This is a genomic window from Candidatus Methylacidiphilales bacterium (genome assembly GCA_025056655.1).
Taxonomy (GTDB): domain Bacteria; phylum Verrucomicrobiota; class Verrucomicrobiia; order Methylacidiphilales; family JANWVL01; genus JANWVL01.
The window spans coordinates 1-12,107 of sequence record JANWVL010000015.1 but is presented as its reverse complement, the minus strand read 5'-3'; the positions used below and the strand labels follow the sequence as shown (position 1 = coordinate 12,107).

At 51.3% G+C, this 12,107-nt stretch carries 14 protein-coding genes and 1 tRNA gene; 2 read left to right on the top strand and 13 right to left on the bottom strand.

Features of this window, described 5'->3' with window-relative positions:
- The 12 genes from NZM04_00665 to rsmI all read right to left on the bottom strand — a co-directional run.
- On the bottom strand, positions 1-1,218 hold a 1,218-nt coding region (locus tag NZM04_00665), incomplete at its 3' end, for a hypothetical protein (GenBank protein ID MCS7062556.1).
- Positions 1,219-1,230: 12 nt separating this feature from the next.
- Positions 1,231-2,268, bottom strand: a complete 1,038-nt coding sequence (locus tag NZM04_00660; GenBank protein MCS7062555.1) for a hypothetical protein — start codon at positions 2,266-2,268, stop codon at positions 1,231-1,233.
- 77 nt (positions 2,269-2,345) lie between these two features.
- Positions 2,346-2,888 (bottom strand): type II secretion system protein M, encoded by a 543-nt coding sequence (locus NZM04_00655; protein ID MCS7062554.1) that lies wholly within the window; start codon positions 2,886-2,888, stop codon positions 2,346-2,348.
- Positions 2,875-4,110: a PilN domain-containing protein gene (locus NZM04_00650; GenBank protein ID MCS7062553.1), complete on the bottom strand. Its 1,236-nt coding sequence runs from the start codon at positions 4,108-4,110 to the stop codon at positions 2,875-2,877. Before NZM04_00650 ends, NZM04_00655 begins: the two co-directional genes overlap by 14 nt.
- A 95-nt stretch (positions 4,111-4,205) precedes the next feature.
- Positions 4,206-5,192 (bottom strand): general secretion pathway protein GspK, encoded by a 987-nt coding sequence (locus tag NZM04_00645; protein MCS7062552.1) that lies wholly within the window; start codon positions 5,190-5,192, stop codon positions 4,206-4,208.
- Entirely contained in the window at positions 5,189-5,986 is a 798-nt protein-coding gene (locus NZM04_00640; GenBank protein MCS7062551.1) for a prepilin-type N-terminal cleavage/methylation domain-containing protein, read from the bottom strand. Before NZM04_00640 ends, NZM04_00645 begins: the two co-directional genes overlap by 4 nt.
- Positions 5,987-6,017: 31 nt before the next feature.
- Positions 6,018-7,202, bottom strand: a complete 1,185-nt coding sequence (locus tag NZM04_00635; protein MCS7062550.1) for a GuaB3 family IMP dehydrogenase-related protein — start codon at positions 7,200-7,202, stop codon at positions 6,018-6,020.
- 240 nt (positions 7,203-7,442) lie between these two features.
- Positions 7,443-8,270, bottom strand: coding sequence for an energy transducer TonB (locus NZM04_00630; GenBank protein MCS7062549.1), 828 nt, complete (start codon positions 8,268-8,270; stop codon positions 7,443-7,445).
- Positions 8,271-8,273: 3 nt separating this feature from the next.
- Positions 8,274-8,699, bottom strand: coding sequence for a biopolymer transporter ExbD (locus NZM04_00625; protein MCS7062548.1), 426 nt, complete (start codon positions 8,697-8,699; stop codon positions 8,274-8,276).
- 8 nt (positions 8,700-8,707) lie between these two features.
- Entirely contained in the window at positions 8,708-9,385 is a 678-nt protein-coding gene (locus NZM04_00620; protein ID MCS7062547.1) for a MotA/TolQ/ExbB proton channel family protein, read from the bottom strand.
- A gap of 25 nt (positions 9,386-9,410) precedes the next feature.
- The gene (locus NZM04_00615; GenBank protein ID MCS7062546.1) at positions 9,411-9,899 is read right to left on the bottom strand and encodes a hypothetical protein; all 489 of its coding nucleotides are present in this window, start codon (positions 9,897-9,899) and stop codon (positions 9,411-9,413) included.
- Between the two features lie 8 nt (positions 9,900-9,907).
- Positions 9,908-10,669, bottom strand: coding sequence for a 16S rRNA (cytidine(1402)-2'-O)-methyltransferase (gene rsmI, locus NZM04_00610; protein ID MCS7062545.1), 762 nt, complete (start codon positions 10,667-10,669; stop codon positions 9,908-9,910).
- A 72-nt stretch (positions 10,670-10,741) separates the two neighbouring features.
- Between rsmI and NZM04_00605 the strand changes: the two genes are divergently transcribed.
- Positions 10,742-10,822 (top strand) — tRNA-Leu (locus NZM04_00605).
- A gap of 55 nt (positions 10,823-10,877) precedes the next feature.
- Here the strand turns inward: NZM04_00605 and NZM04_00600 are convergent.
- A complete protein-coding gene (locus tag NZM04_00600) occupies positions 10,878-11,726 on the bottom strand; it encodes a sulfurtransferase (GenBank protein ID MCS7062544.1) in 849 nt (282 codons plus the stop codon).
- 21 nt (positions 11,727-11,747) lie between these two features.
- Between NZM04_00600 and NZM04_00595 the strand changes: the two genes are divergently transcribed.
- On the top strand, positions 11,748-12,107 hold a 360-nt coding region (locus tag NZM04_00595; GenBank protein ID MCS7062543.1), incomplete at its 3' end, for a rhodanese-like domain-containing protein.

Sequence of the window (12,107 nt, the reverse complement as noted above, 5' to 3'; positions counted from 1 at the left end):
GCCGAATTCTTCGCTGATGATGTCTTGGATGATGGGGAGGACGGAGGTGACGGAGATGTAGCGGAGGGGGTAGACGAGGGGTTGGGTGAGGGTGAGGGCTTGGTCGAATTGTTCGATGAGGTCGCGGAGGTAGGGGATGTTGACGGGGCGGGTGATGATGAGGATGCGGTTGGTGCGGGGGTCGGGGATGAGGCGGGCTTCGCCGACGATGAGGGATTTTTCGGTCATGCCGCCGAAGGAGGCTGAGGGGTCGAAGCTGGGAGGGATCATGGGCATGCCGGGTTGGTTGGGCATCATGGGGAATTGGGGTTGGAATGGGGTGGGTGGGGTTGTGGAGGCGGTGGTGGTGGAGCCTTCTTTTTTGCTGGAGTCGAGGATTTTGTTGATGATTTCGACGACTTTTTCGCAGTCGGCGCGTTCGAGTTGGACGAATTCGTTGACGACTTTGGCTGGGGGAACGTCGATGAGTTCTTTGAGGGCGAGGAAGCGGCGGATGGCGGCGGTGTTTTCTGTGATGACGATGGCTTGGGCGTTGGTGACGGCGACGATGGAGCCCCAGGGGTTCATTTGTTGGACGTATTGGGTGAAGATTTGTTGGGCTTCGGTGGGGGAGATGTATTTGAGGGGCATGAAGAAGGAGACGACGGTGTCGGTTTTGGGGAGGGAGGCTTCGGATGTGTAGAGGGGGAGGCCTTGGGAGCGTGGGGGTTTGCCGGAGGCGACGTTGAGGACTTTGATGCCGCGGCCGTCGTCGGTGGGGATGAGGATGATTTGGTTGAGGGTGAGGAGGGTTTCGATGAGGCGGATGGCTTCGGATTTGGGGATGCGGTTGGGGACGACGAGGGAGAGGTTGGGGGAGGTGAGGTTGGCGTCTTTGATGAGGCGTTTGCCGACGAGGCGTTCGTATTGGTCGAGGATGGCGGTGAGGGGGGCGTTGGGGAAGTAGACTTGGACCATTTCTTCGCGGCCGGAGGGGGGCGAGGGGGTTCCTGATGGAATTTCGATGGCGTTGGCGGTGCTGGAGGTGGCGCCGTAGGGTTCACCGCCGTGCATTTCGAGCCAGTAGTCTTGGGAGGAGGAGGCTCTGAGTGGGGAGTCGTTGTGGGTGGGGAGGGGGTCGTCTTGGGCTTGAAGTAGGGGCGAGGCGCTTAGGAGAATAAGGATTTTGAAGGTGTGGCGGAGGTTGAGGGTGTGGGGTGATGGAGGGGGGCGCTGCATAGGTCGGGGGGATTATTGGGCTGGGGCATTGGTTGGCGGTGGTGTGGATGGGATGACCATGCGGCGGCGTTGTTGGGCGGCGGCTGGCGGGGGAGTGGGTTGTGGGGGGGCGGCGGAGGTGTCGTCCGAGGGAGGGGGTGGAGCTGCTGGGATAGAGGCTGGCATGGCGCTGGTGATGGTGGTCATTTGGGGGGGGAGGGCGCCGGTCATGGGTGAGAAGCCGGGTGAGGCGGTTTGTTGGGCGAGTTGGGTGGGGTCGAAGGTGATTTCGCCTTGTTCGCTGTTGTTGGCTATTTTGACGATGAGTTTGGTGACGTCGTCTACGTCGCCGGCGGTGACTTTGGAGTCGTCGACGGCGACGATGCGGAGGCCGTTTTCGTCTTCGATGGGTTCGTCGGTGACGGTGATGGTGGTTTGTTTATCTTTGGAATAGAGGGTGGCGATGGGTTTGCCGTCGATGATGGCGACGGATTGGAGGATGAATTTTTGCTCGAGTCCGGCGGCTTTGATTGGGGTTTCAACGACTGCGGAGGGGAGGGTGAATGGCGAGCGTTTCCAGAGGGATTGGTAGCGGTCTGCGGTGTAGGGTTGCGGGATGATTTGCTCGGATGTGTGAGGCGTAACGGGGGATGGGGGGGAGTCTGTGGACGGAGTGGTGCTTGCTGAGGGGGTCTCGGGGTTGGTAGAGGAGGAATGTTGCGGAGGGGATGGGGGCTGGGGCAGGAATTCAGGTGGCGATGATGGTGTGGGGGAGGGAGGGGAGGGGGCGGGGAGATTCGGTATAGGCTCGATGGGGGGGGGATTGCCTGGATAGCCGGCGGGTGGAGGTTGTGAGGGTTGAGGGGGCTGAGGAGGTTGAGCATTTGAATTTATGATTAAGGATACGTGTAAGATGAGGAGAAATAATGGATTGAGGAATGGGGTAATAATTTGCTGGCAACTCTTTCCTAGTAGGGGCTGAGGGTGATTTAAGTTAGTCAGGTAATGATGTAGGTTTTTGGTGGGTAGGGAATTTCGCTTGGCGGATGGGTTGAGCCGATAATGCTCCATGGTGGGGTATTTAAGCGCGGTATTGAAAAAAAATCAAGCTTTTACTTTTTAAAGTAAAAAATATAGATAATGTGAATTTACTTTTGAGCTGGAGCATACCAGCGTGCGATTTGTAGGGTGACGATGACTTTGGGGGGGTCGGTGTCGCTTTTGATGTTGCAGGAGGGTATGGCGTAGAAGTTTTCGGGTTGTTGGAAGTCGGCAATCCATTGGGTGATTTGCTCGAGGGTGCCGGAGATTTTGAGTTCGATTGCAATTTGTTGGTAATCGGGTGTGGATGAGGGAGGGAGGATGCGCTGGTCTGAGATGGTGATGTTGAATTGGCGCGCTTTTTCGACGAGTTTTTGGAGCATGTCGGAGCTGGCTTGGTCGGGGTTTGTGAGGGTGGGTTGGTGTTTATCGAGCCATTGTTGTCGTTGTTGCCAGAGGTCTTTTTCTTCGAGCCATAGCGCTGTGAGCTGTTCTTGAGATTTGATATCTGCGATGATGCGGTGTTGTTTTTTGATTTGGGTAAAGAGATAAGCGATGAGGTAGTAGTTGCCAATGAAGAGAAGGACGATGGCGAGGATGATGGTGAGTCGTTTTTCGGATGGGGTGAGTGGACGATTAAGGAGACGCATGGCGTAGGCCTTCTATTTGGAATTGGGCGCTGTCATTGGGCAGTAGGCGGGGAGGAGGCATCGTCCAAGTGAAGTCGCGCAGTTCTGGACTTTGCTTGAGGTCATCGAGATATTTGGAGGCTGCGGGGGCGTTTTTGGCTTCGCCTGTGATGACTATTTTTTTGTCTTGAAGTTCAAAAAGTGTCCAGCGGACGCCATCTTCTGGGAGGGCTTTGGAGGCACGCCATAGGAGCTCGAATGGGTAATAGTCTGGTGAGATGGCTGGCTCGAGAGCGCGCCATTTTTGGGCGGTGCTTTGGATTTTTTTTACTATCGGATCTTTTGTTTTTTGTATTGCTTTATAGTGGTGGGATCGAATAGAGATGATGGCGTAGTAGATGGTCGTGACGGAGAGAAAGATAAGATAAAGAACGGCTGCGACTTGGAGGTAGAAGAGTGTCTGGCGGCGCTTGGCACGCTGTTGGAGGGCGATGCGGATGGGCTGTGGGGTGAGGGAGATTGATTGATTGGGATGCCAGAGGGGCGCTGGCCGGGGAAGCATCTGGATTGAGGCATCGAAGGAAAGGCCAAGGGCGTCGAGCTCGTCTTGTTGAGCGAGCCCATAGATTTGTATGAGTTGGAGATCAGGGAGGATGTCTTCAGCGTAGAGCTGATGACGAAGCATGAGGAGCTGGGTGACTGCTTGCGGGGTGAGGTGTGTTTCGCCGAGGTCCTGGAAGTAGCCGAGGTTGCCTTGTGGACTAACGGCAACACACCAGCGGCCAAGCTCTTTCCAGAGGGTCATGCTAGATGGAGCTAGTGTGTATAACGAGGCTAGTGGGGGGTAGTAGGTGATATCGGTATATGATGTGAAGGGGGCTGGAAGGTGGGTGGGGAGGACGTAAGCGAGGATTAGGGTTTGGGACTCACGTTTATCAACTATTTGATATTGCCATATTAATTCGTGGTTGGGGCGATTGCGGAAACCTCTTTTTTCGAGTTGGACAGTGAGGAGATCTTTGATGAGGGTATCATCTGTAGTGGTAAGCCAGATCGGGATGGAGAAGACATAGCGTGAGGGTAGGGCGAGAACTTGTGCGCGTGGGGCGAGTGTGTGTATATCGTTGTGAGCTTCGATGAAGGAGGGCACAGGAGATTGGAAATGCCATAGTTCCCACATTTCTTCACCTGGCAGCAAGACTAGGTGATCGAGGTTGTGTTTCTTTGTTTTTTGGGCTGCCATGGGTGAGGGAAGAGGACTGGGGATTAGTTTCTACCGCTTATAGTGGTAAGATTTTGTTTTGGCAAACAGGAGTGAGGGTGTGGGTGTGGTGTGAGTTAACGTTTTGATATCGGCCATTCTTTCCAGGCTAGCCATACGGGCGGGCGCTGTTCGCGTTGTGCGATGAGGAGGATTCGTTTGGAGTTGTTGTTGACGATTCCTTCGCTCTCGATGCGCCAGACTGTGGAGTTGAAGGTGATGCGATTGAGTATTTGCTGATATTTTTGTGGTGGATTAGTCGGGATGTAGAGGACGGATTTGAGTTCTTCTATGTTGTTGAAGCGAAGGTCATCTTTGGTGTGGGGCGTCTGGTCTGGGCCTAGGCGGAGACGGATGAAGGAGTCGATTTGTTCTTGCGGAAGATCAAAGATAAGGGCGAGAACATCTGCGGGGGCTTCGTTGACGTCTATTTTTCCGTCCCCGAAAACGGTAAAGGCCTCTTTCCAGTTTGGATTGTAGGCGTTGAGTTCTTCTATGCCCATGACAAATTCCATTTCATCAACTGAGGTGAAAGGGCGATTAGTCGGTTCAACAGGTAGGCCGCGAGCTTGATAATCAGGGGCTTCGGCGCCGTTGATATTTTTTAAGGAATCTGAGTCTACCCAATCTTTAAGACAGGCGATAATCGATAAAGCCGTCATCGCAGGGACTTCCCACGAGGCAAAAAGGTCAACGAGTATATTTGACTGTGAGAATTGTTCTTCGGCTGTAGCCGCTTGTTCTAGGAGAACTTTGTTGATGTTAATTTTGCTTGTTTCGGCTTGGATAGTGACGGTGAATGATTCGTTGGGACCAAAGGTTTGCTGAAGGAGAGGATCACCAGGTTTAATATCGGGATGGAGGCCTACTGAGAGGCCTGATTCTGCAAGTTGCCGAGCGCGGAATTCGATGTTGCGTGAAGATTCATCGTCGAGGTTAAACTCGATGAGACGGACTATACCTAGGACCGTGATAGACATAATAGCCACAGCCCAAATAACTAGCAGCAGTGCTACACCGCTGCGTGTAGTCTTGTAGGGTCGGAAAGAAAGAAAAGATTTCATGGCTTAGGCGGAGGCGTTCCAGGAAGTGGGCGTGGCCCGTAGGGTATGGGCTGAAGGGGCATTGTTGAACCAGGTGTGTTGGGTTGTGGCATGAAATTGGAGGGAGAAGATGATGCTCCTCCTGGAGGTGCCCCTGGAGGTTGATCTGGATTTGCCCGCGGATCATAGGTGGATGGCTTGACAAGTGGAGGTATCCAGTAAGTGAAAGTGTAGGATGCTTCATTTTTCCCTGCAGGCTTTAAAGTAAGCTCTATCAACCCTGGTTTAGTAGAGGTATCCAACCAATCCGTCATCCATTGTTGAGAACGAACGTCAAAATATCGCCACTGAATATCAGCCAAATCTTTGATTAAATCTAAGGGTGGCTCATTTTCGTCCGATGTGTCAACCGCAGATGCCGATGAAAAAAGTGAAAATTGAACGTATCCACCAATTTGTTCGCGTGCTCCTAACACTAAAGTGTCGATATTCGCTCCTTGGTTTAATAAATAAATCGCCCCCGGGGCGTTTGTAATGTATAGAAGACTCAGTCCCTTTGAGCCTTGATCCTTTAAACGGCTGGTAATTTGGGCCTCTGCAGGAAGGCGACGAAAAAGATTCTCCAGAAAGGCATTCAGTGCGACAAATTGTTGTTGTTCCGTTTGAACCTGCTGGATGTAATGCGCACTTTCAATTGAAGACTTAACGACAGTCCATAGCATCCCTACGAGGAGCGCTAGCACAGACACCGCAAGCATCACTTCAAGTAATGTGAACGCCCTCCGCTCACCCAAATTTGAACACTCTACTGCCAAGGTATGTCTTAAAGCAGCGAACATATTCCTCTCACTGAGTTCCCATGCCCACTGCCTGAACCATTTGAAACAGTTTACCCTCAGTCTTGATCGACGGGGCAATAATAATCTCGGTTTTTTGAAAGGCTCGCAGATCTTTCGCCCCTACATTCCCCATACAAGTCATGATCGCTCCGACTAGATTTTGTGAGCCATCATCTACTGTCGCTGGACCAAAAAGGATTTGTCGCAACGAACCCGTCACCCCCACGCGGATACGTGTGCCTCGTGGCAAATTCGCATGTGGAGTCGCCATTCCCCAGTGATGCCCCTTCCCAGGCGCCTCCTGAGCTCGCGCAAAGGCGGAGCCTATCATAACCGCATCTGCGCCACAAGCCAAGGCCTTACACACATCTCCCCCCTTACTCATCCCACCATCTGTAATGATCGGCACATATCGTCCCTTGCTTTCAATGTAATATGCATCTCGAGCAGCAGCCGCATCCACAGTAGCAGTCACCTGGGGAACCCCAAGTCCCAACACTCCACGTGATGTGCAGGCTGCTCCCGGGCCAACTCCTATTAAAACTCCTGCCACTCCACATCGCATAAGATCGAGCACGACATCATAGGTAACTGCATTACCGACAATAACCGGGATCCTCATCATGTTGCAAAATTTCTGCAAATCGAGCGATGGATACTGTGATGAGATATGCTGAACGGTGCTGACCGTAGATTGCACGATGAACAAATCCGCACCCGCTTCTTGTGCCAGCGCTCCAAAACGCTCAGCTCTCTGAGGGATAGAACTCACTGCCGCCAATACGCCAGCAGACTTCAATTCGCTAATGCGCTGTGCAATCAGTTTCTCTTGTATAGGAGCTGAATAAATTTTTTGTATCAACTCCGTTACGCTGTTTTTGTCAGCTCGCGTTATCTCGTTAATCACCTCCTCCGGATTCTCATAGCGGGTCTGGACACCCTCAAGATTAATCACTCCCAAGCCTCCTAGCCGCCCCATTTCAATGCAAAAACGCACATCCGTTACTCCGTCCATTGCGCTAGCAATGATCGGGATCTTGAGCTCAATTTCCTCTTGCGTCTTCCAGTTAGGAATTTTGAACGTAATATCCACCTCATTTGGGTTGATCGTTACACGCCCAGGAACGAGCGCGATTTCATCAAATCCATAGGTAACCCTAGCTTTTCTTCCGATGCCTATCCACATGCCCATAAGATTCTCAGCGTGTTGTTGTTTATAATGTGATTACTTGCCTTGCGTCACATTTTCTACAGCGAAAACTTGTTTTCGGCATACAGATTTTATTCAAAGCTCCACAGCTTCGACAATACACACTCTTCTCCCTCCACAAATTCTCTCTTTGCATTTGTCGATCGAGTTGAAACCAGAAAAATAGCACCACCCCGATGAGCACTGTCGGGTAGATGAAGAAAAGTGTCGTCAAAGAGAGACTCATGGTGCAGTGGAGTCATGGTTAGTAACATTTTCTGAAGCTTGAAAAGCCCAGAAAAATTTCACATCGCCCCACACAAGAGCCTTTGATTCATTGTCAGACAATTTCGTAAATCTAAAGTTTCTTATAAGTTCTAGCGCTTGTTGGTCCAACTTATCACTACCACTCCCTGCTGCGATTAAAGCGTGTCGAAGCCGACCGTCTCGATCTATAGCGATACGCAGTTGCGTAGGAAAGGTCTGGTTCAGCATAAGCACTTGAGCTGAAGGTAACTCAGGTAAAGGTTGCCTGACTCGATCACGAATTGACGGAGTAAAAATAACCTGCGTCCGATTCGGAATCGAATCCATAGTTATGGGTTTAAAAACCACAAACTGTCTGCGTAAAGGATTGAGCGCACTCAACGCTCGCGCCGTCAAGCTCTCGCTCTGCTGAGCCTTGACGTCACTCAAAGCCGCTAAGCTAACTATCGGCGTAGGGGTAGGTTGCAATTTAGGTAACCGCGAAACCGGCTTTTCAGATGTACGCTGAACCTTATAAGGCGCAGGCAACATCAAAGAGGCAGGATCACGAAAGACGCTGATAAAATCCATCTGTTCACGCAGAGAAGGCGGCACAATCTCAGGTGCCCATAAAATAACTTTAGGCGCAGGCCGCGGCACTACTCGATCTCTTGGATAACTTATTTTCAAATAAATAAACGGCACCACATGCAATCCTGCCACGATGATCAATATATATGAAAACTGTTTGTTTTTCTTTACAGCTCCAAAAAGTCGACTCGCAAAAGGATCAAGCCCCTCATGTAATTTATCTATAGCTTTCATCCTCTACTCCCTAGTCGCCAAGATCACCGACCACCCCCCTTGAATGGCTATATTCATGATATCCACCAAAACTCCTTGCGGCACAAACCGATCGCTTTTGATCACCAACGTCCGATTCTCCTTCTGCGGATTCACCTCAATCAACTTACTCGAAAGATCAGCCAAAGTGACTAATTGGTCATTAAAAAAAATTAACACCCGTGCTTCCCGCCTATCTTTCGAATCAGCTTCCAAAGCCACAGTGATAATCCACTCGTTGCTCCGATAACCCGCTGCCAAAAGCCCCCGCGGGAGATCAACTCGAATTCCCGGCTGCGCAACCAAAGCAGAACTCAAAATAAAAAACACCAAGAGCAACAACACCACATCAATCATCGGAGTGAGTTCGATTAAGCCACTGAGCGGTTTATGCCTGCGATCCAATTTCATACCTCAACCTAAGCCTCCTCTTTTTTGCTGCGCGTCTCCACAATCGCATGGATCAACTCCACCCCTGCCCGCTCCATATCCTGTAATATAACGTTCATCCGCGACACTAAATAATTATACCCCAAGTAGCACGGGATAGCTACACTCAGACCGGCTGCCGTCGTCAACAGCGCCTCCCATATCCCTCCAGTCAAGTCATTCACGGGCGCTGCTGATAATGCACTTTGCAAACGGAAAAACACCTCAATCATCCCCGATACAGTCCCCAACAAGCCAAGCAGCGGCGCGATATATCCCACCGACATCAATACACTCAACCGCGCCTCAATCTCTGGCACTTGAAGCTGTGCTATCTCTTTCACAACTTGCCTCAATTCACTTGACTCTAATTCACGCTTGAGAATCGCGGCTTGGCATACCCTCACCACAGGACCATGGCTCTCATCACATCGCTCCAACGCCTCCGCATAAGCCTTCTTGCGAATCAGAGGAATTATCCCCGACAAAAACTTTCCAACATCCAAATCCACCCTCCGATAATAAATAACACGCTCAACAAAAACGCTGATCGCTATCACGCTGCATATCAAAATCGGCCACATCAATAACCCACCCTTATTCATCACCTGGATAAAATTTAAGTTTTCCAAAAAAATAGGCTGCAACACACCTTGACCCAGGATCATGCAAAAACTTAACTTCATAAATAATTCACCATATAAATGATTTCTTTCTCAAAAGTGTCTTCCCCTCAACATCCCGAATTTCAAAAAGCCAACTCCGCAACGCACCACCCTGAAAATAATCGTCACCCACAACTCTCACCACCGTCCGCTGCAAGCCTTTTGCTCTTTCTATCGGGAAACGCACTACCTTCACCTGATCCCCAGTCCTTTCTTGACGGTAGGAAAATCGCGCCTCTCCATCCAACGGCGTCCCTTCATTTTTCCATATAAACACCAACACATCCCCTCGCCTCTCTCGAATCTCCTTTTCCGTCACTGCACCATAATCCCAATACCGATGCTCATACTCCAAAGCCTCGTTTCCACCCGTATTGCGCTTCTCACCATTCTCGACACGATGGAGTTTCACCCACTTCACCCGCGGCTCTTCTCCTCGTATCATCGGCACACCCAGAAAAATGATCACCCCAATTCCAATTCTCAAAAAGTAACTACTAAATCTTCTCCAGCCCATGCTCTCTATTATTCTTCCTTCGCAGACTCTTGGAAAGCCCGCTCTGTTGTTTTTTCGGCACGCCTTTTTTTATTCCCCTCGATAACTATACAAATCTCGCCCTTCACCCCCTGCTTTTCGTAATGCGCCAACAACTCCCTTGCCGTGCCCCATCTCACCTCCTCAAAACGTTTCGTCAATTCCCTGGCTACACACACGAGCCGCTCCGGCATCACCAATTGAACATCTGCAAGACTTTTCAAAAAACGATGCGGCGATTCAAAATAAACCGATGTGCAACCTCGATCGCGTGCCTCTGCTAGTTCACGCTGCCTCTTGCCGCTCTTAACTGGCAAAAAACCACCAAAATAAAACGGGGTCATCGAAAACCCCGCTGCCACCAATGCCTGCAAAACCGCTGAAGGCCCTGGCACCACCTCCACCGTGATCCCTTCTCGACCACACGCGCGGATTAATCGCTCACCCGGATCCGACACCCCAGGCATCCCAGCATCCGAAATCAATGCAATCGTCTTCCCCTCGCGAAGCTGAACCAAAAACTCCTCAGTCCGCTTTGCCTCATTAAACTCATGATAGCTCACCATCTCTTTCTCAATCCCAAAATGCTCCAACAAACGCCGCGAATGCCGCGTATCCTCCGCCGCTACACAATCCACCTCCCTGAGCACTCGCAAAGCTCTAAGCGTGATATCCTCTAGATTCCCTATCGGCGTCGCCACCACATACAACTTCCCGTTCTTCCCCTCATCGCTCATAGCGCCCCGCATCATGCCGAGTGTCCAAGCCCTAAGCAAGGTCAGCTTGACGCGTTCCTGTCAGCCGTGTTGAATATTTCAAAACAAGGGCTCGTGGCGAAACGGCAGACGCGCTGGACTTAGGATCCAGTGGGGCAACCCATGAGAGTTCAAATCTCTCCGAGCCCACGCTCCATCACCCCATCAACAACGGGCCTGCCATCCCTGCCACCATCCTCCCCATTCATCGCTCTATAGGCGCCCGCACACGGTTTCCCCATTCCGTCCACGACCCGTCATAGTTACGCACCTTCTCAAAGCCCAAGAGATACTTCAACACAAACCACGTATGGCTCGATCGCTCCCCGATTCGACAATACGCGATCACATCATCCCCAGGCTTCAATCCACATCCCTCCACATAGATTTTCTCCAATTCCTCCACACCCTTAAACGTCCCATCCTCCCTGACCGCCGTCTTCCACGGCACATTCTTTGCCCCAGGAATATGGCCCCCCCGTAGCACTCCCTCCTGCGGATATTCAGGCATATGCGTCAATTCCCCAGAATACTCCTGCGGCGAACGCACATCAATCAGCGGTTTCTTCGCCTGACTATGCGCCAATGTATCCTCAAAAAACGCCCGGATCTCCCGATCTCGGCGTTCTTTGGGAACGGGATACGACGTCGGCTGCACCACCGTCTTCTCTCGCGTCAACGGTCGCCCCTCTCGAATCCACTTATCCCGCCCCCCATTCAAAATCTTCACCCGCTCGTGCCCAAATAGCTGAAAAGCCCACAACGCATAACACGCCCACCAATTCGATTTATCCCCGTAAAACACACACGTTGTCTCCGGTGTGATCCCATTTCGTGAACACAACGCCGCAAACGCCTCCGGCGTGATGTAGTCACGCACAATCGGATCCTGCAAATCTCGCCTCCAATCTATATGCACAGCCCCGGGAATATGTCCTGTGTCATATAACAACACATCCTCATTACTCTCCACAATCCTCAACCCCGGCGCATTCAAATTTTCGGCCAACCACGACGTTTCAACTAGCACATCACTCTTTGCATAGGTTTTCATAGGCATACACAAAATTTTAATATGCATCTTCCACCCCGCCAACTCAATTTCTCCCGCCACCCCCATCAGACTTGCCAAGCACCCGCGACCGCACATTCTAAAAACATGAAAACCATTACCCCTTCCGAACTTTCCTCTCTCTCCCCCAACTGCCTCCTCATCGACGTCCGCACCCCTGCCGAATTCCAAGAAAAACACATCCCCAGCTCCATCAACATTCCTCTCCACACCCTACAACCAGAAAAAATCCGCTCCCTCATCCGCCAAGACTCCCCCTGCGTCCTAATCTGCGGATCCGGCAACCGCGCCCGCCAAGCCGCAGAAAAACTACAATCCGCAGGCATCTCCCAGACGATTATCCTCGAAGGCGGCATCAAAGCC

Bases quoted from the DNA above. Each gene is read 5' to 3' on its own strand.
- NZM04_00660 (MCS7062555.1), bottom strand. From the start codon at position 2,268: ATGGAGCATTATCGGCTCAACCCATCCGCCAAGCGAAATTCCCTACCC.
- NZM04_00655 (MCS7062554.1), bottom strand. From the start codon at position 2,888: ATGCGTCTCCTTAATCGTCCACTCACCCCATCCGAAAAACGACTCACC.
- NZM04_00650 (MCS7062553.1), bottom strand. From the start codon at position 4,110: ATGGCAGCCCAAAAAACAAAGAAACACAACCTCGATCACCTAGTCTTG.
- NZM04_00645 (MCS7062552.1), bottom strand. From the start codon at position 5,192: ATGAAATCTTTTCTTTCTTTCCGACCCTACAAGACTACACGCAGCGGT.
- NZM04_00635 (MCS7062550.1), bottom strand. From the start codon at position 7,202: ATGGGCATGTGGATAGGCATCGGAAGAAAAGCTAGGGTTACCTATGGA.
- NZM04_00630 (MCS7062549.1), bottom strand. From the start codon at position 8,270: ATGAAAGCTATAGATAAATTACATGAGGGGCTTGATCCTTTTGCGAGT.
- NZM04_00625 (MCS7062548.1), bottom strand. From the start codon at position 8,699: ATGAAATTGGATCGCAGGCATAAACCGCTCAGTGGCTTAATCGAACTC.
- NZM04_00620 (MCS7062547.1), bottom strand. From the start codon at position 9,385: ATGATCCTGGGTCAAGGTGTGTTGCAGCCTATTTTTTTGGAAAACTTA.
- NZM04_00615 (MCS7062546.1), bottom strand. From the start codon at position 9,899: ATGGGCTGGAGAAGATTTAGTAGTTACTTTTTGAGAATTGGAATTGGG.
- rsmI (MCS7062545.1), bottom strand. From the start codon at position 10,669: ATGATGCGGGGCGCTATGAGCGATGAGGGGAAGAACGGGAAGTTGTAT.
- NZM04_00600 (MCS7062544.1), bottom strand. From the start codon at position 11,726: ATGAAAACCTATGCAAAGAGTGATGTGCTAGTTGAAACGTCGTGGTTG.